Raw genomic sequence first — 25,032 nt, 5'->3', positions numbered from 1 at the left:
GTTCAGATCAAACTACCCAGCTGGAAGATCGGCAGGTACATCGCCACCACCAGGCCACCCACCAGCAGGCCCAGGATCAGCACGATGGCCGGCTCCAGCAGGCTGGTCAACTGGTCCAGCGCCTGGCTGACCTGTTCCTCGTAATGGCTGGCGGCCTTTTCCAGCATCTGGTCCAGCGTGCCGCTGGATTCACCGATGGCCGTCAGCTGCACCAGCAACGGTGGAAACAGCGGTTCACCCGCCATCGCCTGATTCAACCCCTGCCCATTGGCCATGCCCTGGCGCAGCTGCAACACCGCCTGCTCGTGCAAATCGCCACCGGTTACCCGGGCCACCGTGCCCAACGCATCCAGCAACGGCACCCCGGCGCTATAGGACGTTGCCAGGCTACGCGCAAACCGCGCCAGCGCCGCCTGACCCAGCAATTTGCCGAACACCGGCAAACCCAGCACCTGCCGAGATATCCACAGGCGCGCTGGCGCATGCTGCCGGTAAAGCTGACGCCCGGCAAAACCTAACACCGCAGCCATCACCAGCAACAGCGGCGCAAACCGACTCAGCCCTGCGGACAAGTCGATCACCCACTGGGTAAATGCCGGCAAGGCTGCCCCTACACCCGCAAACAGGCTCTCGAACTTCGGAATCACCTCCAGCAACAAAATCGCCGACACCCCCAGCCCGGTCAGCAACAGCAGCAGCGGGTAGATCATCGCCTTGCGCACCTTCTTGTGCAGCGCCCGCCGCTGTTCCAGCATGCCCGCCAGCTGCTCCAGCTGGCGATCGAGCGTGCCAGACTGCTCACCCACCCGCACCAGGTTGCAATACAGCGCATCGAACCATGCCGGGTGGCGCTGCAACGCATCCGCCAACCCCAGGCCCGAGGCCACATCCTGTTTCAATCTCTCCAGCAACGCCGCCTGCGCCGCATTGCAGCCACTGCGCCCCATCACCTCGAACGCCTGCAGCAGCGGCACGCCGGCCTTGAGCAAAGTCGCCAACTGCCGGCTGAAACCCGCCGGGTCGGCCTTCTCGCGCCGCTTCGGCAAACTGAACGTCAGCCCGCTGGCCGGCCGTAAACTGGCCACCGTGATGCCCTGGCGAATCAGCCCGGCCCGCACATAAGCCGGGCTGCGCCCGGGTGTTTGGCCACTGACCGGCGTGCCGTTGGCGTCGGTGCCATGCCAGCGGTAGAGGGGTGAAGATGAAGTCATGCAAAGGTCCTTTTTCTGCCCGTGCGACAAGCCTGGAAACAGCTTGCCGCGTCCATGCAAGGGCGCGCGTCCGTGATGCTCACTAGAGTAGTTCAGCGAAGATGACGCCCAAGCGGGCAGGGGTGACAAAAGGTGTCTGTTCAGGCCTACTGCGCCGCTGCCGGTTGGGGCGCAACCGACCTCAACGTGTAAGCGAATGAAAAAGGAAATACGTTCATGAAAGGGCAACGCGGTATCACCCTGATCGAACTGATGATCGTTGTCGCGATCATCGGCATTCTGGCGACCATCGCCTTACCGATGTACACCAACCACCAGGCACGCTCCAAGGCGGCGGCCGGGTTGCTGGAAATCAGCGCGCTGAAGACAGCGATGGACCTGCGCCTGAATGACGGGAAAGACGTGGGGGGCGTGGCCGAGCTGGGTGGCCAGCCGGCGACGGCGCATTGTGCGATCACCGCCGAAGGCAAGGCGGCGGATGGCAGCGGGAAGATTGCTTGCACGCTGGTGGATGCACCGGCCAATGTGGTGGGTAAGGCACTGACCTTGACGCGCTCGGCCAGCGGGTGGGCGTGCACTACCGACATCGAGGAAGACCTCGCGCCCAAGGGTTGCAAGGGGGCTTGAGGGTAGGGGATTAAACTAGCGGAAACAGGGGTTTGCGTTGCGGGTGTGAGCAGTGGTACGTTGCGCTACACGCCGGTGTAGCTCAGTCGGTAGAGCAGCGCACTCGTAACGCGAAGGTCGCAGGTTCGATTCCTGTCTCCGGCACCAAAATTTTCAGGCTTATCTCTTTGAGCTGTAGAGTCGAGTCGGTACATTTTCCCACTTTGAGTAGTATCCGAGATCGCTAACCCCGCGTAGCTGATTCTTTCTAGTTTATAGTGAGACGTATTCTTCGCTTCATCTCATATTTGTATCTAGCAGATAAATGAGTATCGGTTGTAGGAAATTTCTAGGAATTCAAGTCGTTCACTTCATTGGTGGAGCAGGGATGAAAATAGGCAGGCTGAAGCATTTTTGTGAGGCTCTGGCCTCTGACTTACACAATGAAAAGGTGACGTCTGCAGCGTTTTACAAATCAGAGTGTGATTGGTTTTCGATCGGTGGCGAAAGTGTCGCGTGTCAGGCTACTATAGAAAGCTTAGAGAATTCAGTCAGTGAGCCTGTATCTTACTACAAGTCAGGGGGGGTGATCTCCTGGTATTATGTAAGTCAATTTGATGCTGTTATTAAGCTTGTTTTTGAACGTCCTCCTCGTACTCCTAGGCGAAATATTTTTAGAGAAAGAATATCTATTGCGCAAGAGCGGTCTGATTATGTGTACAGGGTTGATTATAATCAGCTAACACAGTTACTTGCTAAAGATGCGTTTAGGCAGATTCTTGATAGGAAGCTTCTTTCATTGGACGAAGGTCATGTCCAGGGTGCGGATGCTCAGGAAGTTGAGCAGCCGATGATGCTAGGCCTGTTGGCCCTTGATATTGATTATTTTAAACAGGTTAATGATACCTGGGGTCACCTATATGGTGATCAGGTTTTACAGGCCTTTGCTAGAAGACTTGAGGGGACAGCCGAAAGGATTATCGCTGAGAGTGACTGCTCCCCTGAAATTCATATCGGACACCCATCTGGTGAAGAATTTTTGATTCTGATTGTAGCGACCGCTTCTAAAGAAGAATTTTCTTCGTGGGCTGATCAATTCAGACGCTCAATTTGCGATGAAGTATTGCCATCGGATAACGAGTGGAGTTGGCTTTCTGGGAAAGATGATCTTGGCTCTGTTTTTTTGCCTCCTGTCCAAGAAAGAACTGTAACGACTAGTATTGGTATGACTTTACATACTAGAACAAGTTTTACGGCGGGAGGTGCTCAAGTAAAACTTGGTTGTTCGAATGTGCTTGAGTTGGCTGATGCCGCGCTTTATAGGGCTAAGGCCGCAGGAAGGAATCAATCAATTTTTTATGATGATATATTGTCTTCGTGCGGAAGGGTTCTTGAGTGCGATTCTGATAACGGTATTGTTGCTATAGATATCGGAAAGAATGTTGGGGTATCTTTAGGTCAGGAATTTAAGGTATTTCATCCTACCTATACTGGAGATAGAAAGTTCCAGATAAATGATGGTCGCACAGTCAGGACGATTGGCATTTATCCTAGGGTCGAAAGTGCCCGTATTGTGGTGTTTGATGCTCAGCCTGAAATGGCCTTTGCATATATTGATGGTGCTAAGGGGGTGGTGGATATACCTGTCTCATCGAGACTGGAGGCCATACCGGCAGGGAGCATAGGTCATTTGTTGCCTAGCTCATCAAAGTATTATTCTATATCCGCGGGAGCTCAATATGACGCTGGCTTGCCGGTGTTGCAAAATGCTTTGAGCGATATGTCGCTCAGTGGTCAGAATTTCTTTACGATTGTTCTGCGATTTAGTCGTGAGCCTGAGTACTCTAAGCGATACGGTTCTGCGGCTCTAAATGGAGCTTTGGCAAAGCTTTTTAAAAGTGCGCAGGCAGCGTTTAATATCGGGGCATCTGTAGGTGTGTTGGATAAGGGCTCGGTCTGTATAGTTGGGGGCAAAGGGGGGAGTGCAGCAGAGGTTTTGTCGACGCTTTTGGACCGAATGGTTCATGAGTTGCCTGAGCTTGGTTTGCTGGCGGGAGTTTTTGACTCCAATGACTTAGCTAGCTTGAATGAGCGCGGTATTGATAAGGTTGAGCCGGGAAATTATATCGAGTTGGCGCGGCTTTCTGCTTCCTCTGCTGGTTTTGATTTTGCTAAGCGAGTGAGGCATTTCAGTATTGAGACGGCTAAATCAATACTACAAGGGCTCAGAGAAGCTAGTGCGCCTGAAGTAGCTTATGCTGACTTTGAAAAGATAATCGGTTTTGGTGTAGACGCGCCAGAGCTTTTAAATCAAGGTGGTTTAGCGGCAAGGAATCTTGGTCGTAATGATAAAGCCCAGGAACTCTTTAAAATTGCAGCTGATAGAGATCCGGCTCAATTGGTTTACAAAACCAATTTCGGGTTGTGTAGTTATACGCTAAAACAATTTGATGTGGCGTTGAGGGTTCTAAGTTTGCTGACAGTTAAGCAGCTTGAGAAAGTTAAAAAAATTCACCCTCTCGGCTATTTTATATATGCAGCAATTCTGGCGGAAGCAAAAATTGCCAGATCGGAGCTCTTTGACCCTGTTAGATTTGAGTTGATGGCTGCTACTGCAATCGGAATGAGCTTCGATTCTCGTAGTTCGAATCGAGCTAGGGATACTATAAGGGAGGCCATTCTGTTGTGAAAAAATTAACCCAGTGCTTAGTTTGATTAAGGGTTTGAATGCTTGGCGGAGATGTATATGGTTAGTTGCCTGGGTTTATATGAGAAAAGTTTCTTAAATCGAGGCGACTAAAAATCCCACTGTCGAGTGGCAAGATATTAATATGATCTGAATTGAATGGTTGGAAAGTCTGAAAATCTAAGATTGCGAGGGGGCGAATTTGATGTTCAAGGTCTAAATTTGTCATTCTCTGCTGAGTATTCACGCTATGAAATTCTAGAGAAATAATTGTTTTAATGATGGTTATGATGCGTTGTATGCGCTTTATTAGTGCATGCAACACGAACGCAGTTGTTGTGCTTCCAAAGCGGTTATGCCACTTAGAGGTTTTTCTTTCCTGAGGTTTCATTCCTTTGTTTTTGCCGCATTGGAAACAGCGGTTATAATTTGTGAGACTTGGCTTAGTGTTTTTGGCTCTAGATTGGTTGGTCTAATTTTTGTGAACGCGCTATCGCTATCAAGGTTCCAGTTCTCAAAAACAGCCTTCATGTCAGCCTGGCTAACATCGTTGCCATAAACTTCAAGATAAAGCTTGCCAAAATTGATGGCGTGCATTCTGTCTGCTCGTTTCAAGGATTCATGCATGTATGCATTCGCTATCGTATAAGCATGCTTGGCCCAAGCCGCAAATAAGGAAATTATCACCAAGCCTTTAATAATAAGGAAGCAGAAGAAAAACCAGTCGATATTTGTTTTGACTGCAGTGCTAAATGCGTATGCTCCATACCAAAATGCAACAATTGAAGCTGTTATAGCTAATCCAATGGCTCCATGACCTTGATAGTTCCAGGTAGTGGCCTTTTTAGCGAATTCTTTTTCTTTTCCTTCAAGAGAGTTAATTGCCGATGCAACAAATTCTGGTACTTTAATCTCTATTTTTTCTTGAACTTGTCTTTGGTGTTCTTCTTGAAGTTGACGGATGTTTTCCTTAAGCTCGTTCTCTTTTTTAGAGTAACTGGCTTCCAAGCTTTTCATTTTTGATTGTCTAGAATTTAGCTCTTTCTCAGCTTGGACTATCTGGCCTCTCAGAGACTCAAACTGCTCTAGAAGTTGCTCTTCTCTAGCTCGCTGGCGGCGCTCTAAAAACCTCTCTCGTTCCTCGAGTTCCTTTAGTCTGCCTATGGTTTCTCGTTCTAATGATCCCCCAAAATCTTCCGACATGGCTTGCCGTATATGGCTAGAGAAATTTAGTTTGTTTTCGATAATCTCATTGAGATGAGCTTTTTCTTTTATAGGGAGCGCTTTCATTATCCTATTTCTAAGCTCCGGTCCTACATTGGAAAGAACATCGCAAAATAGATCCTCTGGTAGCAATCTTGAGATTCTATCGAGGAAGCCACTGGATGCGAGGAGTAATGTTTTTTTTAGGTTGGCACTGCGTAAGCTTGTAAAGACCTTTATCGCCGAGTCTTTGCTGAGGCTGTCTAGTATGACTTGAACGCCTCTCTCCGACATAAATCCAAATAGGGTTGATATCTCCTTTTGGTTGCAGCCCAATATCAATTCATTTATTTCTTCTGGCGAATATCGCTTCCAAAGTTCCTGAAGATCATTTTTAGACATGTTGCTAATACGAAGTTGTTCGCCGCTCATCCCTAATATCACTCTCATTCATTAATTTAGCAGGGTGGGTTCAGAATCGAAACCTTCCAAAGGGGGTTGTTATTTTGACTTTCTCAAACATGGAAACCATTCGATAAAACTCAAAGGATCCGTCCTCATAAGTAGTTGCCTTCTCAGCTGAATGTGGCCTGCGTTCTCCGATGAGCTCCAGAGAAAAAGAAATGTAGAACTCATGATTTTGGCTCATGAGCTGATCGGCACCGCCCATGAGATCGATTTTAAAGGATATTATAGTTCCATTATGCTACTACAGGCCAGCGGTTCGATATCCTCGTCCCGGCTCTGGCTCTGATCACGGTTTGTTGATTGAGAGTAGTCTGTATGTTGCGCGATGGATCTAGCTCTTCTCTACACTGCCCTGCTTTTTCGTACATTATTCGTCGCCATTTCTTACGTCTTTAACACTTGATCCTGCTAGAGGTCTGAGGCTAAATTTCTCCGTCACGGTAAAATCCGTGACCGGGCGTAGGAACCCGTTGGTAAACTTGGCGCACGCACTAGGCGCCCCTGGACCACAGCTGGCGCTTTTTTGTGCCTGCCGTGCTGTGTCATGGCGGCTGTGTGTGGGCAGGCTTCGGCCTGGCCGGGTTTCCAAGTTTCCCGGTATTCCTACCCCGCACACAGCTGCCACCCAATCCCGTAGGAAGGATCGTGGCAGCTCCAACTAAAACTTGGAGTTTCATGCATGCTTATCTCAAGTCCAAGCAGGATCCTCGCATTCGCTCTCCACCGTCGTTCCTCGACGGCCCACGGCTGCGTCGCCCTCAGCCATAACCGCGCTGTCTCCACAAAGCCGGAGGCCCACCATGACTGACCAAGAACGCCTATCCACCCTTCAAAGCTACGCCTGGACCCTAGAACTGCTCGGCGAGGCCCTGGTCCAGCATGACGAAATGCTGGAGTGTGAACACAACCCACGACTTAGCTTTCGCAACACGGCCGGTATCCATCAAGCGATTCGGATCATCAGCCGTTTGGCCAGTGAGCAGTGTGGGAAAGTGATGGAGCGAAACGGCCAGGATCTGGAGAGTTAGACCAGATCACTGATGAATGACGGGCCAGTCAATCGGCACTGCGGCTGGCCCTCTGCTAAAGGCCGGCAGATGGTTTATTCCAGTCAGGTAGGGTTCACCCTTTGACCGCGAAGCATTCGGAAAAATCTCCTACCTGTCGTTGCCGCCACGATGGCAAGCGCTTTAGTCTCGGCATTCAACATCGAGGATACCTTGCTATGGAAAGCGCTTACGCCAAAGTCAAAGACCGGCTGCACAATCGTCGTTTCGCTGTCGCCAACAACTCCCAGGGCCTCTCGGGCACCGGCACGGTTTTCCATTATCTGGTCGAAGAGTTTGCTATCACCAGCACCTATCAAGGCGGCCGGATTCGTACTGGCCATCAAGTGGGCCGAGTAACTGGCCCCGATACCATTGAGCTGCTTTACCACTGCATCACTAACGACGGTGAAGTTCTCGCCGGTTGGTCACGTGGCAGGGTAGGGGTTGATGAAGCAGGGCGCACTACACTGCATTTCGTTTGGGGGTGGTTGTCGGGGGCACAGGGTGGAGGGGAATCCAGCTACGTTGAATTGCTTCCCCTTGGAGTGGGCTGATGTCCAGGTCACCACTGAGTAGTGGAAGGCGAGTGCCCGGTCTTCCTTGCGTGGTTTCAGCGTTAATGTGCCGTCTACCGTTCGCAGCAGTGTGATGCGCTTCTTGGCCTTCGCAGGATGCCATGGCCACTGGCTTGACCGCTTTTCCCTGGAAATGCTGGCCGACTTTGACGTAAGCCTTATCTCGCGAGAGGTTGATGGCCGCAATCCGGCCGATTCCAAGCCTCGTCCTCTGTGTGAGGCTAAATTGCTGTGAATGCATAATCGGTAGTGTGGTGCCGATTTTTTTGCGTGTGACGTTTGTAATCAGCAAAATATTGCCGGTTCCTGCCGTGTACACTATGACAATCAGCATTAAAGTGCTGATTAATGGTGTGGCGATGCCGCTCAGACTTACGATCCAAGCTTTCTCTGAGGGTCCATGGAGCGATGCTGCGACGCTCACGGTTGAGAACCCCGAGCGTGTTGCTGATGGAGGGTGCTTTGTCGCATGCGACAACGACTAACTTGGACAAGCGACTCGTGGAGTGGGGACTGCGATGAAAAAACTTCAGCCTGAAGAGCGCGCTCAGCTCGTAGAGGAAATAGTCAAGCGCAACGCGGCGGGGCTCGATCCAATTGGGGCATCCATCCGCCGTCTGCGGCTCGAAGTGACCGGGCTTGACCAAGAGACCTTTGCGGCCATGTGCAAGATCTCCACGAAAAGCCTGTACGAACTGGAGAGCGGGAAGTCGAATCCGAAGCTCAGCACTTTGGATGCCGTGCTGCGTCTCTTTGGCATTCGGATGGGTATGGTGATGACTGCCAAAGATAATCCCACTGCAACGGTCGCCGGCAACAATGTCGGCCAGTTGAAGGCGGCTGGGCCAATCGCTGTGGCCGCGCGACCGGTGGCGAATCTTTTGCAGCCGGCCAGCTCTTACGTGGTGGCCGGACCGAAACGAGGGAAAAGCCCTGCGGCAGCCAAAGCGAAGAAGGAAGTGTCGAGGCCGGCATCGCCACGCGCACGGAAAAGCACTCAGGAACAGTGAGATTGATGCTCGCACTTCACGGCATGCGATCAAGCAGCATCACCTGGCCAAGCCCGGCATTTAAACTTTCGCCCCAATGGATATTTCTCAGCAGGAGGCCACGCATGTTCAGCCATCCCGTCAAACCGGAAATCGCCAAGTGGTTCGCCACATTCGGGATCGACGCGGTATCCCACAGCGTCTGCTCCATCGATGTCACCACCGAGCCTCCCGAGCACTGGTTTTACAAGCGCAACCAGTTGCGGCCGGACAGCTTGAAACTCGACCTGTCCTTGACTGCCAGCGGTAACTGGTGGGTCCACCTGTCGCGCCACGACAAGCTGTTCGACATTCAGTGGCGCGCCAACGACGACCTGCGGGTCTTATCCCAGCAACTGCGGTATCGCAAGCTGATCAAGTGGCCACGGTTGCACAGCCTCATGGATTTCCCGCTGCTGGCCGGGCAACTGGAGCAATGCCTGGATGTGCGCTTTCTGCGCCATGCCAATTTCGGCGCACGCCTGCTGGACCCCGAGGCGCTGGCGCAGAATGCTAACCTCCGCCAATGGTTGGCGCCTTGTGCCGATACCTTCGGTAGCTACCGGAAAATGCCGCCGCAGTAACACGGCGGCCAAGCTTTTTGAATCCGGCTCAACCCACAGTAACAGCCGCATTCAACACCAACACCACCATCAACCCGACCAAAGCCACGATGGACTGCACCACCGAAATGGTCTTGGTGGCTTCGCCCATGGTCATGCCGAACGATTCCTTCACCATCCAGAACCCTGCATGGTTGGCATAGTTGAAGAACAGCGAACCGCAGCCGATGGACAAGGCCAGCAATGGCAGGTTGAGGCTAGGGTCTGCCCCCGCAAGCGGTGCCAGCAGGCCGGCAGCCCCGACGATACCCACAGTGGCGGAACCGGTAGACACCGAGAGCAACATCGCGATCAGCCAGCCCAGGATCAAGGGCGGGAACGCCGATTGCTGGGTCAGGTGCACAATGGCATCGCCCACCTTGGCGCTGGTCAGCATCTCCTGAAAGGCGCCGCCGCCGGCGATGATCATGATGATGGAGGCGATAGGCTTGAGGCTTTTGCCCAACGCATCACGCAGCTGTTCGGCGTCGCCGCCACGCGCCAGTACCAGGCTGGCGCCGGCGAACAGCACGCCCAGCAGCATGGCGATCAGCGGGTTGCCCAGGAAGCTGGCCATTTCCAGCAGCGCATTGCCCTTGGGCAGCAGCATCTCGGCAACGGCATGCACCAGCATCAGGATTGCCGGCAGCAGCGCGGCCAGCATGCCGATGAATACGCCGGGGCGGGGCTGGTTGTCGGCTTTTTCCGTCAGGGTGAACTGGTCCAGCAATGCCTGATCAGGCCGGGTGCTCATACGCTTTGAGATGAACATGCCATACAGCGGGCCGCCCAGAATCATTGCCGGGATAGCCGCCAGGAAGCCATAGAGCATGGTCGGCCCCACCGAGGTCTTGAGCACGGCAATGGCGGTCAAGGGGCCTGGGTGTGGGGGTACCATGCCGTGCATGGCGGCCAACGCCGAAATCACCGGCACACCAACGTACACATACGCCGAGCCTTTGAAGCGCGCCTTGCCTTCCAGCTTGCGCGCCACGCTGAAAATCAGCGGCAGCATGATCACCAGGCCGACTTCGAAAAACATCGGGATGCCGATGACAAAGGCAACCAGCATCATGGCCCAGGGGATCATGCGGTCCGGTGTGCGTTTGAGGATCACATCAGCGACCTGCTCGGTGACGCCCGCATCAGCCAGAATTTTGCCAAGCATGGCACCAAGCGCGATCACCACCCCGACTGCGCCCAGGGTCTTTCCGGCGCCTGTGAGCAGGTGGGAGACGATGCTGCCGGGCTCCATGTGGGTAGCGAAACCCACACCGATGGACACCACCAGCAAGGCCAGGAGGGGGTGCATCTTCAGGCGCGACACAATGAGCGCCACCAGCACCAGGACACTGACCAAGGCAGTCAGCAACAGCTGTATATCTAAAGGAGTCATGCAAGGAATCTCGGTTGGGCAGGCGCTCTGGCGGCACTCAGGATTTGAAGGCGGACGATTCGACGTCGAGAGGAATGGCACTGAGGCCTACGGATGGAGGTTCCGCACACGGCAAATGAACATTGTTGGGTGGGGTATTCATGGAGCGATTCACCTTGTTATTTGGTCATCTATATGAATCGTTTCAAAGTATTTCGGTTGTGACCGGACACTGTCAAGCGCAGGTGGTCGTCTCTTGAGCGATGCATCGAGCCATTACTGTGGGAGCGGGCAAGCCCGCGAAGCAGGCGACGCTGTGGATGGCACCGGCTGTGCCGGTGTTCGCGGGCACGCCCGCTCCCACAGTGATGGCACCAGTCAGGCATCACATTCGAGTGGCCTTTTAGCCCCGGCAGGCAATACTTCTCTCTATACGCAGGCGTGTTCCTGGTGGCGCGCGCCGCTGGGAGGTGTCTGGTGAACAAACTTTCAATCATAGGTGCCGGCCTGGTCGGCGAAGCGGCGGCGCAGATCATCGCCCGGGATGAGTTGTGCCGTGAGCTGGTGTTGATGGACGTGCAGGGTGAGCTGGCGCAGGGCAAGGCGCTGGATGTGTGGCAGGCCGCTGTGGAGTCCGGCTCCGATACCCGTGTGTACGGCGGGGCCAAGGCCGACATGCTGGAGGGCTCCGAGCTGGTGGTCATCACCGCAGGCGTGCCGCGCAAGCCCGGCCAGTCGCGCCAGGATGTGCTGAGCATCAACCTGCCGATACTGGATGGCATCATGGGCGACATCAAACAGCATGCCCCGACGGCAACGGTGCTGGTGGTGTCCAACCCGGTCGACGTGCTCACCTATCGTGCCTGGAGCCTCAGCGGCCTGGGGCGCGACAAGGTGTTCGGGCAGGCGGGGGTGCTGGATACTGCACGCATGAAGTGTTTTATCGCTGAGCGAACCGGGTTCTCGGCACGGGATATCACGGCGCTGGTGCTGGGCGGGCATGGCGACAGCATGGTGCCGCTGATGCGCTACTGCCAGATCGGCTCGGTGCCGCTTTCCCACTTCCTGTCCAATGAGCAGATCGGGCAAATTGTGGAGCGCACGCGTAAGGGCGGCGGCGAGATTCTGGGTTTGAAAAAAATGGGCAGCGCCTGCGATGCGCCGGGCGTGGCCATTGCGCAGATGGTGGATGCCATCGCCAATGGGCGAAACCGCATTTTGCCAGCGGTGGCGATTCTGGAAGGGGAGTACGGGCGCAAGGACATTGCCATGGGCGTGCCTTGTGTACTGGCGGACGCGGGGCTTACGCGGGTGATCGAGTTGCCGCTGGATACGCAGGAGCAGGCGATGTTTGACCATTCTGCCGATCAGGTGGCGCGGGATATTGCTGAGATGAAGGCGTTGTGAACGAGGGGATGGTTCTATCGCCGATGAAGTGGTCGACGATAGAACCGTTGGAAACAGTGATCAAATCTTGGCCAGTCACTGTGAAAGCTCATGGGCAATGAGGAGTTGACTCTTTAGCTTGCGAGCCGGCCTGGCGGCTCAAGATTTGCTCTGGCGTGGTTACCTTACCGTTGCCCATCTTGGCTTCTTTGAGTGCTTGTCGTAGGTCAGATAGATGTTGGCCTGCGTTGAGCTCAATAGCCTTGGCAACACGTTCAATTTTGATGTCGTGCATTTCATTCCACCTTAATGACCAATGCGGTGACCATCTCGCTGAGTTCGTAACTCGGAGCGATTGAGACAAACACTTGCAGTCAGGTGTTTTCATATCATTAAGTGCGAGTTTTGGCTCTATTGATGAGCTAATCCCAGACGTTTCCTACAATCTTGATTCAGTTGGCCAAAGGGTGTTCGAGTAGGTGTAGCGGGATCCACCGAACCCATTTCGGTATGTATGCCTTGGTTTTGCCGAGCTCGAACTGGATACCATCCCAATTGCCCACCCCCATTCATCCAAGCTACCATTGCTAATAATTCCTATTAGCACAACGGCGTCCCCCATGAATGCCCCTCCCAGTGCTCCTGCCCCGGGCCTCGAACTGGAGACCCTCTACCGTGCCCACCATGGTTGGATCCGCCAGTGGCTGCAGCGCAAGCTCGGCAATGCCCATGATGCGGCGGAGCTGGCGCAGGATGTGTTCGTGCGGCTGCTCACCAAACCCCGCGCCTTCAATGACCACGAGCACGCGCGCGCCTACCTCGGGCGTATGTCGCGCAATGCCTGTGTGGACTTCTGGCGGCGGCGGCGGGTAGAGCAGGCCTACCTGGAAGTGCTGGCAGCCCAGCCCGAGCACCTGGTGCCGTCGCTTGAGCATCAGGCCGTGATCCTCGAAACACTGGAGCAATTGCAGGCGATGTTCGAGCGCATGTCCAAGCGGGTGGCCGAGGCGTTCTTCATGGCGCAGCTACAGGGCATGAAGCAACGCGAGATCGCCGAGCAACTGGGCGTGAGCGAGCGCAGCGTGAACACCTACCTGGCCCAGGCGATGTACCAGTGCCTGCTACTGGAAGTGGACCTGGACGACGCGCTGACATGAGCCGGGCGCCACTCGACCATGCCGTGCTGCAAGCGGCTGCCGGCTGGTTCGCGCGGTTGCACGCAGCACAGAACGACCCCGCCGCCAACGCACAATGGCATGCCTGGCTGAACGAAGATGCGCGCCATCGCCTGGCCTGGTCCTATGTGGAAAACATCAACCAGCGTTTTGGCAACCTCGACGGCCAGGCAGAGCAGGCCCGGCAGGTGTTCGACAGTGTTCGCCGTGGCCAGCAATCGCGCCGTGCCGTGCTTGGCAGCCTGTGTGTGGCGGGTGCGTCGGGGTTGTTGGGGTGGGGCGGTTGGCAGCGGGGTTGGGTGGACTCGCCGCGCGCCTGGTTTGCTACCTACCGCACCGGCCTGGGCGAGGTGCGGCCGCTCACGTTGGCCGATGGCAGCCAGCTGTGGCTGAACGGCGGCACGGCGCTGGATGTGCAGTTCGATGAAAATGTACGGCAACTGCGCCTGTATCGTGGCGAAATCCTGATAGAAACCGGCAAAGACCCTCGTCCCCTGGCCGTCGTGACGCGGGCAGGGCGCATGCAACCGCTCGGCACGCGGTTCAGCGTTCGGGACCAAGGGCTGACAACCACCTTGAGTGTGTTCGAAGGCGCCGTGCAGGCCACCTGTTCCGACAGTGGTGTGCAAACCACGCTGGGCGCCGGGCACATGCTGGTGTTCGACGCGCAGCAGGCCGGCGCGTCGGCGGCTGCACAAGCCTTGCGCCAGGACTGGAGCCGTGGCGTGCTGGTGGCGGAAGACATGCCGCTGGGCCAGGTGGTCGATGTGCTGCGCGACTACCGCCGTGGCCACCTTGGCATTGATCCCGCGCTGAACAGCTTGCGCGCCGTGGGTACCTTCCCGTTGCTGGACACCGACCGCACCCTGGCCATGCTCGAACGTGCGTTGCCCATTCGCGTGGTGCGCACCTTGCCTTGGTGGGTCTCGATCGAAGCACGCTGAAAAATTTTCAAAATTCTTTTTCTGGTTTTGAGGTGCTCATGCGCTTGGTGGGATGACGCTACTTCATCCTGCTTCCGGAAGGACCCTTTTCATGCTGCTTCGCGATTCTGCTTCCCTGCGCCGTCATCCACTGGCCCTTGCCATTTTCCTTGCCCTTGGTGGCCATGTTGCCGCTGCCCAGGCCGACAACACCGGCGCAGCGGCGCAAGGCGTGGTGTTCGACATCCCGGCCGGGCCGCTGGCGCGGCAACTGAACCTGCTGGCCAGCCAGGCCGGGCTGTTGATTGGCGGCGATGCCACGCTCACGGCCAACAAGCAGAGCCAGGTGGTGCACGCCACCAGTGTGGAGCAGGCGCTGGCGCAAATGTTGGCCGGCAGCGGTGTGGAAGCCGTGCGCACGGGCGAACGGGAGTTCCAGCTGGTGCGCCAGGCCGAAGCGGCGGCAGGCGCAGTGACCCTGGGTAGCACCACCATTTCCGGTCAGGGCCTTGGCGATGTGACGGAGGGCACGGGGGCTTACGCCACGGGCCGTTCGTCCACCGCCACCAAGCTGCCGATGAGCCTGCGCGAAACGCCGCAGTCGGTCACCGTGGTCACCCGCCAGCGCATGGATGACCAGAACATGAAAAACCTCGATGACGTGATGCGCAATGCCACCGGCATCACCATCATCAAGAACGGCAGCGAGCGCTCGCTGTACCAGGCGCGCGGGCAGACAGTCGAAAACCTGCAGATCGACGGTGTGCCGACCAACATCGGCAACCCGTACTCGATGGACACCATCTCCAAGCCCAACACCGACATCTACGATCGCGTGGAAGTGGTGCGCGGTGCCACCGGCCTGATGGAAGGGGCGGGCAACCCGTCAGCGTCCATCAACCTGATTCGCAAGCGGCCCACGGCCGAGCGCCAGGCGTTGATCGAAACATCGGTCGGCTCGTGGGACGACTACAAGACCATGGTCGACCTGTCGGCGCCGCTGAACGAAGCGGGTACCCTGCGCGGTCGCTCGGTCATTTCGTACAACAATGCCAACAGCTATCTGGACACCGCCCAGAAAGAAAACCAGCTGTTCTACGGCATTATCGAAGCCGACCTGGATGAGTCGACCTTGGCCACCTTCGGTTTCACCTACCAGAAGGAGCGCAACTCTGGTTACGACTGGTCGGGCCTGCCCAGCCAGGAGAGCGGCGCGTTCTACCCGATTTCGCGGTCCACGTCGCTGACTGGCGACTGGAACCACCTGGATAAGCGCAATACCACCCTGTTTGCCGATATCCAGCACACCTTCGCCAACGGCTGGAAGGGCGTGGTGGCCGTGAACCAGATGTGGGCCAAGTCTGACTTTCTGGGTAACTATACCTACCCGGGCGGTGGCACTGACCTGTTCACCCTCAACCCGCGCCACTTTCGCTTCGATGACACCCAGACCAGCATCGACGGCTACTTCACCGGCCCGTTCCAGCTACTGGGTCGCCAGCATGAGCTGATCGTGGGCGGCAACTGGAACAAGGACGACTTCGACTATCACGGCGGGCGCGATGCCACTTACCGCTACATCGTCGACATGAACAACCTGGCGGCGTTCGACCCGCCCAGGCCGACCGGCCTTAACGTCAACCAGTGGCAATACAACCGCACCCAGGAGCAGAAGGGCGTGTATGCGGCCAGCCGGTTCAGCCTCACCGACTCCACCACGTTCATCCTCGGCAGCCGCTGGAGCTGGTACAGCCACGATTCGCTGGACGACACCAATGGCAAGCGTGAGCCCACAGACTATAAGCACTTCTCCAAGAGTGGCGAAGTCACTCCGTATGCGGGCCTGGTGCAGGACCTGAGTGAAAACTGGTCGGCCTATGCCAGCTATACCGAAATTTTCAAGCCACAGAGTTCGCAGGACCCATATGGCAATACGCTCCTGCCGATGACCGGCAGCAATTACGAGATCGGCTTGAAGGGTGAGTTCCTGGACAAGCGCCTGCAAACTTCCATCGCGCTGTTCCAGTCCGACCAGACTGGCCGTGCCGAGCGGGTGACGTGTGCGCAGACCTTTGCTTGCTACCGTGCATCCGACAAGGTGCGCAACAAAGGCATCGAGCTGGAGCTGACCGGTGAGGTGTTGCCGAACTGGAACGTGTCGGCGGGCTACACCTATACCCAGTCCAAATACATTGCGGGTGAGCAGAAAGGCGAAGACTTCAACGGCGCCTCGCCACGCCACCTGTTCAAGGTCGCTACCGATTACCGTCTGCCAGGTGCGCTCAACCAGCTGCGTGTAGGCGGCAGCTTCTATGCGCAAAGCAAGATGACCCAGACCGAGGTTGGCGAAGACTACAAAATCCAGCAGGACGCCTACCACCTGACCAACCTGCATGCGATCTACGAGATCAACAAGAACCTTGAGGTGCAGTACAACCTGGATAACGTGTTCGACAAGAAGTACTACCAGACCCTGGGCAACCCCAACTACTGGAACTTCTACGGCGAGCCGCGCAATTTCAACCTGGCGCTGCGGGCCAGGTTCTAAGCGGTTGACGCGGTCGGTGCAGGAGCGGCCGCGTCGCTGTTTTACACTTGCGATCAATTCTCAACAACGCTAGCATCGCCGCTCCAGCCACCCCAGCACACGCGCCAGCCCATGTCCGACGAGCAGGAAGCCCGCAGCCTGTCGCTGCTCTACCAACGGCACCGCAACGAATTGCTGGCCTTCCTCACCCGCAAGGTGCGCTGCCGCGAAACTGCCCGGGACCTGCTGCAGGACGCCTTCGTGCGCCTGCTGCACAGCGAGCACGGCCAGGTTGGCAACCTGCGCGCGTTCCTTTACCGCATCGCCACCAACCTGAGCATCGACCACGCCCGCCGTACCCAGGTGCGTGGGGTGAACGACGAGCAAGCGCTGGACCAGTTACTGACCGATACCACACCCGAGCGCAGTGCGATGGCGGGCAACACGCTGGCGCATCTGGAGCGGTTGATCGATGGCTTGCCATCGCCCACCCGTGAGGTGTTTCTGCTGGCCCGGGTGGAGCAAATGAGCTACAAGGACATCGCCACGCGGCTTGGCATCAATGAGCGCGCCGTCGAGCGGCATTTGAACAAAGCCCTCAGCCACTGCGCCGCCGCCGCGCTGGATGCCCGCATCAAGACTGAATCGCCATGACCGTCTCTCCCGACCACGACCCTATCGCGCACCAGCAAGCCCTGGACTGGTTTACCCGCCTGCGCGTCGAAAACCCTGGCAGCGAAGAGCATGCGGCGTTCGAGGCCTGGCGGCTGCAACCACAAAACGCACGGGCATATGCCGAGGTGGAGCAGCTGTGGCAAACCCTTGAACTGCCCGCACACCGGGTGCGCAAGGCCGACCGTGCCAAGGCCGGGCGTTGGCCGCGTTACGCGGCTGCTGCCTGCCTGCTAGTGGCCGCTGGTGCGGTCTGGCTGTCGGTGCCGGCGTTGCAGGGCTTGGGCAGCGACTACGCCACGCTGGCGGGCGAGCGCCGCGAGGTGCTGCTGAACGATGGCTCCCGCCTGTGGCTGGACAGCGCCAGCGAGGTGGATGTGGACGTGCAGGGCGCTACACGCACCGTGCGGCTGCGCCAAGGGCGGTTGTTTGCCGATGTGGTGCACGACGGTCGGCCATTCGTGGTGCACGTCGACGAGGCCAAGGTTGAAGTGCTGGGCACGCGCTTTTCGGTCAGCCGCGCAGCGGCAGGTGATGAGGTGGTATTGCTCAGCGGCCGGGTGCAAGTCAGCACGCCGGCACAACATCAATTGCTCGCTCCGGGGCAACGCCTGGAAGTTCAGGGCGAGCGGGTAAGCGCGCCGGAAACGGTTGATGCCGAGCGCCTGCTGGCCTGGCGCACCGGGCAGCTGCGGGTGCGTGAGGTGCCGTTGCAACAGGTGCTGCAGCAACTGGCCGGTTACCAAGGCAAGCGCCTGGTGTTGCTGAACGAACAGGCCGGGCAGCGGCTGGTGAGTGGCAGTTTCAACCTGGACAACGCCGACAGCGCCCTGGATGCCTTGGTCAGTAGCCAACAACTGCAAGCCCACCCGTTGCTGGGGCATTGGCTGATCATTCGATAATTTTTTTTACCCGCGCGGGGATTACCGATTCTGCTGCGTCACACCCCACACATAAGAAATATTTGCATTTGCATTTTTCCGGGGAGTACACATGCAGCACCCACGCGATTCTGTTTTCAACCGCCGCCCATTGGCCAGTGCCGTGCTGGCGGCCAGCTTTTTCTCTGCATTGCCCGGGTTGCCAGTGCAGGCTGCCGAGGCAAACGCTGCGCAGGCGCAGAGCCAACGTTTCAGTTTTAACATCCCCGCCCAGGCACTGGCCGATGCGCTCGATGCGTTCAGCGCGCAAAGCGGCTATCAGGTGATTTACAGCGCCAGTGAAGTCATGGGCCAGTCATCCTCTGCGGTGCTGGGCCAGCTCAGCGCGGGCGATGCCATTCGCACCCTGGTGGCCGGCAGCAATGCGCAGCTCAGCCAGCCCAATGCCAGCAGCTTCGTCATCACCTTGCCAGCCCGCGCGGGTAACAGTGTGCAGCTGGAGACCTTGAGCATTTCCGGCAAGGCGCCGGGGTCGACTACCGAAGGCACCGGGCTGTACACCACGTATTCCTCCAGCAGCTCGACGCGCCTGAACCTGACGCCGAAGGAAACCCCGCAATCGCTGACGGTCATGACTCGCCAGCGCCTGGATGACCAGAAGCTCACCACCCTCAACGAGGTGCTGGAGCAGACGCCAGGCATCACCGCGTCGCATACCAGCATCGGCGCCGAGAACAACACCTACTGGTCGCGTGGCTTCCAGATCAACAACTTCGAAATCGACGGTGTGCCGACTTCGTCGCGCATCGACAACTCCACCCAGTACACCGCCATGTACGATCGGGTCGAGATCGTACGGGGCGCCACCGGGTTGATCAGCGGCACCGGCACGCCTTCGGCGACCATCAACCTGATCCGCAAGCGGCCCACCTTCGAGCCGCAGTTCAGCGTCACCGCCGAGGCCGGTAGCTGGGACCGCTACGGCCTGGGCTTCGATGCTTCGGGGCCATTGACCGAAACGGGCAATGTGCGCGGGCGCCTGGTGGTGGACTACAAGGACCAGAAGTACTGGGTTGACCGCATGTCGTCGGATGCCGCGCTGGTGTATGGCATCACCGAGTTCGACCTGGCGGAGTCGACCTTGCTCACCCTGGGTTTCAGCTACGCCAACACCCACACCAACTCGCCGCTGCGTGCGGGCTTCCCGGTGTATTTCAGCAATGGCCAGAAAACCGACTTCCCGCGCTCGACCAACAGCTCGCCTGACTGGGCCTATTACGACCGCAAGGTGACCAACCTTTTCGGCTCCATCGAGCACACGTTCGACAATGGCTGGAGCGCCAAGGTCGAACTCAGCCACACGCAAAACTCCTTCGACCAACTGACCAACTACCTCAACGGCAGCATCGACCAGCAGACTGGCGCCGGTGCCTACATGTACCCCAACCGCTGGTCCGGCACCCCACGGCAGAACACACTGGACGCCTACGTCACCGGCCCCTTCAGCCTGTTCGGCCGCGAGCATGAGCTGATCGTGGGGACCACCCTGTCTCGTTACCGCGAGCACACCCCGGAGCGGGGCGGCTGGTACGGGCCATGGACCGGCTATGACGGCACCATCGACAACTTCTTCACCTGGGATGGCAGCGGCCCACGCCCGGACACCACCCCGGTGGGCAAAAGCCTGATCGACGAAAACCAGTACGCGGCCTACCTGACGTCGCGCTTTCATATCACCGACAACACTCACCTGATCCTCGGCAGCCGGGTGACCGACTGGAAGCGCGAGAACGAGAACATCAGCTACAGCGGCACCAGTACCAAGGACAGCCAGAACCGGCATGGCATCTTCCTGCCGTACGCCGGGCTGGTCTACGACCTGAACGACACCTGGTCGCTGTACGGCAGCTACACCAAAATCTTCAACCCGCAGCAATACGGCATGAAGGACATCAACAACAAGGCGCTGGATCCGCAGGAAGGGGTAGGCTACGAGGTAGGGGTGAAGGGCAGCTTCAACGACGACAAGCTCAATGCCAGCCTGGCGCTGTTCAAAATCGAGCAGGACAACCTGGCCGTGTACCTGCGTGACCCGGATATCTACACCCTTGAGCAGGGCACTACCACTGAAGGCGTTGAGTTGTCGCTGGATGGCGAATTGGCCGAAGGCTGGCAGGCCATGGCCGGTTATGCCTACAGCGTCAGTACCGACCAGGACGACCAGCGCATCGTCACCAATATCCCGCGCCACAGCGTGAAAACCTTCACCACCTACCGCCTGCCGGGCGCCTTGGACAAGCTGACCGTGGGCGGCGGCGTGAACTGGCAGAGCAAGTATGGCCAGGACCTGCGCACTTTCACCCAGGGCAGTTACGCAGTGGTGAACCTGATGACGCGGTATGACGTTACCCGCGACCTGAGCGTGAAGCTCAACCTCAACAACGTGTTCGACAAGACGTACTACGGCTATGCCGACAGCTGGGTGGTGTATGGCGAACCGCGCAATTTCATGACCAGTGTGGAGTACCGGTTCTGATTGGCAGCCGGTAACGACGGGGGAGGGCGGCGTGTGCTTGCCCCGTTGTAAATGAAAACCCTTATCGTTAAAGTCAGCGGCTTCCTCCCCGTCCGGGTCGCACCCAAGCATGAAGACCGAAGAGCTGGAACTGGCTTTCAAGACCCATGCGGGGGAGTTGCGCGCGTTCCTGTACCGGCAGTTGCGCAACACCGACACAGCGGCCGACCTGGTGCAGGAAACCTACCTGCGCATGCTGCGTCAGCCGCCCCGTGGCCCGGTGCTTAACCTGCGCAGCCTGCTGTTTCGCATTGCCCGCAACCTGGTCATCGATCACACCCGCAGCCGTGGCACGCGGGGGCAGCATGACGAGGGCATGGCCTATCTGTACGAAGTCACTGGCGAGAGCCCAGAACCCTTTGCCGAAGTTGCTGCCCGGCGTGAGCTGGCGTTGATGGCCGAGGCGTTGCAGCGCCTGCCGCCGCGCTGCCAGGAGATTTTTCTGCTGTGCCGCCTGGAAGGCATGGCGCACAAGGCGGTAGCCGAGCAGTTGGGCGTGTCGGTGAGTACGGTCGAGAAGCAGCTGGCCATAGCGCTGGACTTTCTGGGCCAGAGTTTGCAACGTTGACGGTCATGCACAAGCCATCCGCTCCTCTCGACCCTTCACTTGACGTACGTCGGGCTGCCCAGGCCTGGGTGGTGCGCTTGACGTCGGGGCATGTGCAACCTGGCGATGTGGAGGCGGCGCGGGCCTGGTGCGCGCAGGCGCCGGAGCATCAGCAGGCATTTGTCGAAGCGCGGCGGCTATGGGCCTTGAGTGGGCAGATGCAGGCGCCGTTGCGTCGGCGTACGCCGGCTCGGCAGTGGGCACTGGCCAGTGCGGCTGTGCTGGTGCTGGGCGTCGGCCTGGCGCTGGCCTGGCAGGGGCAGTGGGGGGCGGATTATCGGACCGGGGTAGGCGAGCGCCGGGTTGTTGCGCTGAGTGATGGCTCGCGCATCAGCCTGGATGCCGAATCGGCGGTGGACGTCGAGCTGACTGCCGGGGCGCGGCGCATCACTTTGCGCAAGGGCGAGGCGGTGTTCGACGTGGCGCATGACCCGGCTCGGCCGTTTACCGTGCAGGCGGGGGAGGTGCAGGCAGCGGCGTTGGGCACTGTGTACGCAGTGAGCCGCGAGGGCGCGGCGGTGGATGTGGTGGTCAGGCGCGGGCGGGTGGCAGTCAGCGATGCGCAGGATCGGGTTGAGCTTGCTGCCGGTGAAGCGGTGGGGCGGGGGGCTGGGCGGTCAGGCAGCAAACATCGGGTGGATGTGGACAGTGCATTGGCCTGGCAAGAGGGGCGGCTGGTATTCGAGCAGGCCCCACTGGCGCAGGTGTTGAAAGCGCTGGAGCGCTATCGGCCGGGGTGGCTGGTGATCGGCGACGAACAATTGCGTGGCTTGAAGGTGAGCGGCACGTTCCGGCTGGACCGGCTGGATGAAGGGTTGGCGACCTTGGAGCAGGCCTTTCCGTTAAGTATCCGGCGCTACTCGGCGTATTTGCTGGTATTTGAGGCGCGTGACTGACTAGCGGTGGATGGCACCGGCTTTGCCGGTGCCATCCCTTAATCGGTATCAAAACTATTTTTACGGGTCTGCTGCAGTCATCCGTCATCCCCTTTCAAAAACGAATGCTTCGTATTTGAAAGGGGGAGTGTTGATGATCCAAGGCCAATTCCGCAGGGCGTCGATGACGTCGTTTTCGCTGCTGTGCGCGCTGCTGCCAGGCCTGGCCCTGGCTGAACCACGTGAGTTCGACATTGCCCCGCAGCCGTTGGCCAGCGCGCTCAATCGCCTGGCCGCGCAGGGCGGGCTGCAGGTGATCTTCGATGGCAACCTCGTGCAGGGCAAGAGCAGCCGCGGCATCAGTGGCAGGCATGAACCGGAAGCAGCACTGTCCGAATTGCTGCAAGGCAGTGGCCTGACCTGGCGCTCCACCGGCAGCGCCAGTGTCACCCTGGAGCCCGCCGCGCAATCGTCCGGCGCGCTGGAGTTGGGGGCGACCTCGATCGTTGGCCAAGCCTACAGTTCGGTCAGCCCGGACGATGGCTACGTGGCCAAACGTTCGTCGGTCGGCAGCAAGACCGACACCCCCTTGATCGAAACCCCGGCTTCGGTCTCGGTCATCACCCGCGAGCAGATCGAGGCCCAGCAGCCCAAGACCGTGGCCCAGGCGCTGCGCTATACCCCGGGCGTCAACACCGAGCTGGCCGGCCCGCAGTTCGTCGTCGATCAATTGTCCATCCGCGGTTTCCAGCAGGGCACCGGGCGCATGTTGCGCGACGGCACTCGCACCTTCCTGCCGGAGTTTCTCGGTTGGGACGCGCCAGAGCCCTACGGCCTGGAGCGCATCGAGGTGCTGCGCGGTGCCAGCTCGGTGCTGTACGGTGCTTCGGACCCAGGCGGGCAGATCAACCTGGTGAGCAAGCGCCCCACCCAGCAGCCTTTGCACGAAGTGCAATTGCAGGCAGGCAACCTGAACTACCAGCAAGGCGCGTTCGACCTGGGTGATGCGCTGGATGACGAAGGCATCTGGAGTTATCGCCTGACCGGCCTGTTCCGCGAAACCGATGCCCAGACCGATCACATCACCAATCGCCGGCAGTACATCGCCCCGGCGCTCAGCTATCGCCCCAGTGCCGATACCGAGCTCACTCTGCTTGGCGAATACCAGCGCCAGACCGGTAACTTCGCCAACGCGCTGCCCGCCAGCGGTACCGTGTTCCGAGATGCGCGTGGTCGACTGGACCGCGACACCTACGTGGGCGACAGTGCCTACGACTTCATGACCAACGAAAAAACCTCGCTGGGCTATGTGTTCGAGCACCACTTCGACGAGGTGTGGACCCTGCGCCAGAACGTGCGCTACAGCAACTACCGGCAGGCCAGCAGCGAGATCGCCCTGTTCGGCCCGGTTGGCGGTGGGCAGTATTCGCGTTACAGCGACCAACGCAAGGGCGATGGCCGCCTGTTCACGGTGGACACCCACGTCCAGGCCAACTTCGCTACCGGGCCGGTGGAGCACACGCTGCTCACGGGGGTGGACTACAACAACGGCAAGTTCGACCAGCAGCAGTCGCTGGACTTCATCCTGCAAAGCTTCGACCCGTTCCAGCCGGTGTACGGCCAGCCGCTGAGCACGGTGCCGTTCAGCTTTGCCAGCTATGAGCAAAAACTGTCCCAGACCGGTGTGTACCTGCAGGACCAGTTGCGCATCGACAACTGGGTGTTGCTGCTGGGTGGCCGCTACGACTGGGCGGCCAACCAGAAGGACGACCGTGCCCCGCAAACCCAGAAGGACGAGCAGTTCAGCGGCCGTGCCGGCTTGGTGTATCTGTTCGACAATGGCCTGGCGCCTTACCTCAGCTACAGCGAGTCGTTCCTGCCAGTCATGGGCACCACTGCCGATGGCACCCAGCTCGACCCGGAAACCGGCAAGCAGTATGAGCTGGGCCTGAAGTACGAACCGCCCGGCAGCAATAGCCTGTACACCGTCGCAGTGTTCGAGCTGACCCGGCAGAACGTGACCGAGAACGTCAACGGCTTCAGCCGCCAGGAAGGCGAGGTGCGTTCGCGCGGTGTGGAACTGGAGGCCAAGACCGAGCTGGCGCCGGGTTTCAACCTGATCGGCAGCTACACCTGGAACGATGTTGAAGTGACCAAGTCCGAACGCGGCAACAAGGGCAACACACCGTTCCGCACACCGGAGCACATGGCCTCGCTGTGGGCGGACTATCTGTTGCCAGGCGGGCTGCGACTGGGCGCGGGCACCCGCTATGTGGGCAGTACCTATGGCGATGCGCAGAACAGCTTCAAGGTCGACAGCTATGTGTTGGTGGACGCAATGGTCAGCTACGAGCTGGGCAAGCTTGATGCTTCGCTCAAGGGTGTGGAGCTGGCGCTCAATGCCAGCAACCTGTTCGACAAGGAGTACGTGGCCGGGTGCTTCAGCGACATGGGCTGCCAGTATGGGCAGCAGCGCACGGTTTACGGGACGGTCACCTATAACTGGTGAGTGCCCAAGGGGCCGCTTTGCGGCCCATCGCCGGCAAGCCAGGCTCCCACAGGTACAGCGCATGGCTTGAGTGCGATGCGGTCGGTGTGGGAGCTGGCT

The 25,032-nt window shown here is 58.3% G+C and carries 20 protein-coding genes and 1 tRNA gene; 17 read left to right on the top strand and 4 right to left on the bottom strand.

All coding sequences use genetic code 11. From position 1 onward, the window contains the following. Positions 1 to 2: 2 nt before the first annotated feature. Positions 3 to 1,211 carry a type II secretion system F family protein gene (locus N436_RS05990; protein ID WP_110740607.1) on the bottom strand — a complete coding sequence of 403 codons (1,209 nt, stop codon included), beginning with the start codon at positions 1,209 to 1,211 and terminating at the stop codon, positions 3 to 5. A gap of 216 nt (positions 1,212 to 1,427) precedes the next feature. Between N436_RS05990 and N436_RS05985 the strand changes: the two genes are divergently transcribed. The 3 genes from N436_RS05985 to N436_RS05975 all read left to right on the top strand — a co-directional run bounded on the left by N436_RS05985 (position 1,428) and on the right by N436_RS05975 (position 4,506). Beyond that, positions 1,428 to 1,838 carry a pilin gene (locus tag N436_RS05985; RefSeq protein ID WP_105945556.1) on the top strand — a complete coding sequence of 137 codons (411 nt, stop codon included), beginning with the start codon at positions 1,428 to 1,430 and terminating at the stop codon, positions 1,836 to 1,838. A 71-nt stretch (positions 1,839 to 1,909) separates the two neighbouring features. Further along, positions 1,910 to 1,985: transfer RNA gene (locus N436_RS05980), tRNA-Thr, on the top strand. Positions 1,986 to 2,142: 157 nt separating this feature from the next. Further along, positions 2,143 to 4,506 (top strand): GGDEF domain-containing protein, encoded by a 2,364-nt coding sequence (locus tag N436_RS05975; protein ID WP_110740606.1) that lies wholly within the window; start codon positions 2,143 to 2,145, stop codon positions 4,504 to 4,506. Positions 4,507 to 4,890: 384 nt separating this feature from the next. On the opposite strand, the gene N436_RS05970 is transcribed toward N436_RS05975, so the two are convergent. Continuing rightward, positions 4,891 to 6,138, bottom strand: coding sequence for a hypothetical protein (locus N436_RS05970; protein WP_110740605.1), 1,248 nt, complete (start codon positions 6,136 to 6,138; stop codon positions 4,891 to 4,893). Positions 6,139 to 6,974: 836 nt separating this feature from the next. Between N436_RS05970 and N436_RS05965 the strand changes: the two genes are divergently transcribed. The 4 genes from N436_RS05965 to N436_RS05945 all read left to right on the top strand — a co-directional run bounded on the left by N436_RS05965 (position 6,975) and on the right by N436_RS05945 (position 9,410). Continuing rightward, on the top strand, positions 6,975 to 7,202 hold the full coding sequence (locus tag N436_RS05965; protein WP_105945563.1) for a hypothetical protein: 228 nt from the start codon (positions 6,975 to 6,977) through the stop codon (positions 7,200 to 7,202). Positions 7,203 to 7,399: 197 nt separating this feature from the next. Next, entirely contained in the window at positions 7,400 to 7,777 is a 378-nt protein-coding gene (locus N436_RS05960) for a hypothetical protein (protein WP_110740604.1), read from the top strand. A 539-nt stretch (positions 7,778 to 8,316) separates the two neighbouring features. After that, positions 8,317 to 8,808 carry a helix-turn-helix domain-containing protein gene (locus N436_RS05950; protein ID WP_105945565.1) on the top strand — a complete coding sequence of 164 codons (492 nt, stop codon included), beginning with the start codon at positions 8,317 to 8,319 and terminating at the stop codon, positions 8,806 to 8,808. A 104-nt stretch (positions 8,809 to 8,912) separates the two neighbouring features. After that, positions 8,913 to 9,410 carry a hypothetical protein gene (locus N436_RS05945; protein ID WP_110740603.1) on the top strand — a complete coding sequence of 166 codons (498 nt, stop codon included), beginning with the start codon at positions 8,913 to 8,915 and terminating at the stop codon, positions 9,408 to 9,410. Between the two features lie 28 nt (positions 9,411 to 9,438). On the opposite strand, the gene N436_RS05940 is transcribed toward N436_RS05945, so the two are convergent. Next, positions 9,439 to 10,824 (bottom strand): GntP family permease, encoded by a 1,386-nt coding sequence (locus N436_RS05940; RefSeq protein ID WP_110740602.1) that lies wholly within the window; start codon positions 10,822 to 10,824, stop codon positions 9,439 to 9,441. Between the two features lie 456 nt (positions 10,825 to 11,280). On the opposite strand from N436_RS05940, the gene N436_RS05935 reads away from it, so the two are divergent. Further along, a complete protein-coding gene (locus N436_RS05935) occupies positions 11,281 to 12,210 on the top strand; it encodes a malate dehydrogenase (RefSeq protein ID WP_110740601.1) in 930 nt (309 codons plus the stop codon). An 88-nt stretch (positions 12,211 to 12,298) separates the two neighbouring features. Here the strand turns inward: N436_RS05935 and N436_RS05930 are convergent, their stop codons facing one another. Beyond that, a complete protein-coding gene (locus N436_RS05930; RefSeq protein ID WP_177410869.1) occupies positions 12,299 to 12,484 on the bottom strand; it encodes a hypothetical protein in 186 nt (61 codons plus the stop codon). A gap of 325 nt (positions 12,485 to 12,809) precedes the next feature. On the opposite strand from N436_RS05930, the gene N436_RS05925 reads away from it, so the two are divergent. The 9 genes from N436_RS05925 to N436_RS05885 all read left to right on the top strand — a co-directional run bounded on the left by N436_RS05925 (position 12,810) and on the right by N436_RS05885 (position 24,933). Next, positions 12,810 to 13,346, top strand: a complete 537-nt coding sequence (locus N436_RS05925; RefSeq protein ID WP_110740600.1) for a sigma-70 family RNA polymerase sigma factor — start codon at positions 12,810 to 12,812, stop codon at positions 13,344 to 13,346. Further along, positions 13,343 to 14,308 carry a FecR domain-containing protein gene (locus N436_RS05920; RefSeq protein ID WP_110740599.1) on the top strand — a complete coding sequence of 322 codons (966 nt, stop codon included), beginning with the start codon at positions 13,343 to 13,345 and terminating at the stop codon, positions 14,306 to 14,308. Before N436_RS05925 ends, N436_RS05920 begins: the two co-directional genes overlap by 4 nt. A 91-nt stretch (positions 14,309 to 14,399) precedes the next feature. Beyond that, positions 14,400 to 16,835 carry a TonB-dependent receptor gene (locus tag N436_RS05915; RefSeq protein WP_110740598.1) on the top strand — a complete coding sequence of 812 codons (2,436 nt, stop codon included), beginning with the start codon at positions 14,400 to 14,402 and terminating at the stop codon, positions 16,833 to 16,835. A 111-nt stretch (positions 16,836 to 16,946) separates the two neighbouring features. Beyond that, on the top strand, positions 16,947 to 17,468 hold the full coding sequence (locus N436_RS05910) for an RNA polymerase sigma factor (protein ID WP_110740597.1): 522 nt from the start codon (positions 16,947 to 16,949) through the stop codon (positions 17,466 to 17,468). After that, on the top strand, positions 17,465 to 18,388 hold the full coding sequence (locus tag N436_RS05905; RefSeq protein ID WP_110740596.1) for a FecR domain-containing protein: 924 nt from the start codon (positions 17,465 to 17,467) through the stop codon (positions 18,386 to 18,388). The genes N436_RS05910 and N436_RS05905 overlap by 4 nt, the downstream gene beginning before the upstream one ends. Before the next feature lie 91 nt (positions 18,389 to 18,479). Further along, positions 18,480 to 20,903: a TonB-dependent receptor gene (locus N436_RS05900; RefSeq protein WP_105945573.1), complete on the top strand. Its 2,424-nt coding sequence runs from the start codon at positions 18,480 to 18,482 to the stop codon at positions 20,901 to 20,903. Between the two features lie 109 nt (positions 20,904 to 21,012). Further along, complete coding sequence (locus tag N436_RS05895) at positions 21,013 to 21,510, top strand: RNA polymerase sigma factor (protein WP_105945574.1); 498 nt, start codon at positions 21,013 to 21,015, stop codon at positions 21,508 to 21,510. Positions 21,511 to 21,515: 5 nt separating this feature from the next. Then, positions 21,516 to 22,445 carry a FecR family protein gene (locus N436_RS05890; protein ID WP_105945575.1) on the top strand — a complete coding sequence of 310 codons (930 nt, stop codon included), beginning with the start codon at positions 21,516 to 21,518 and terminating at the stop codon, positions 22,443 to 22,445. Between the two features lie 133 nt (positions 22,446 to 22,578). Continuing rightward, the gene (locus N436_RS05885; RefSeq protein WP_256589593.1) at positions 22,579 to 24,933 is read left to right on the top strand and encodes a TonB-dependent siderophore receptor; all 2,355 of its coding nucleotides are present in this window, start codon (positions 22,579 to 22,581) and stop codon (positions 24,931 to 24,933) included. Positions 24,934 to 25,032: the final 99 nt, after the last annotated feature.

This window comes from Pseudomonas sp. RV120224-01b, from assembly GCF_003208145.1.
GTDB classification, from domain to species: Bacteria; Pseudomonadota; Gammaproteobacteria; order Pseudomonadales; family Pseudomonadaceae; genus Aquipseudomonas; species Aquipseudomonas monteilii.
This window is presented reverse-complemented; position numbering and strand designations above follow the sequence as displayed.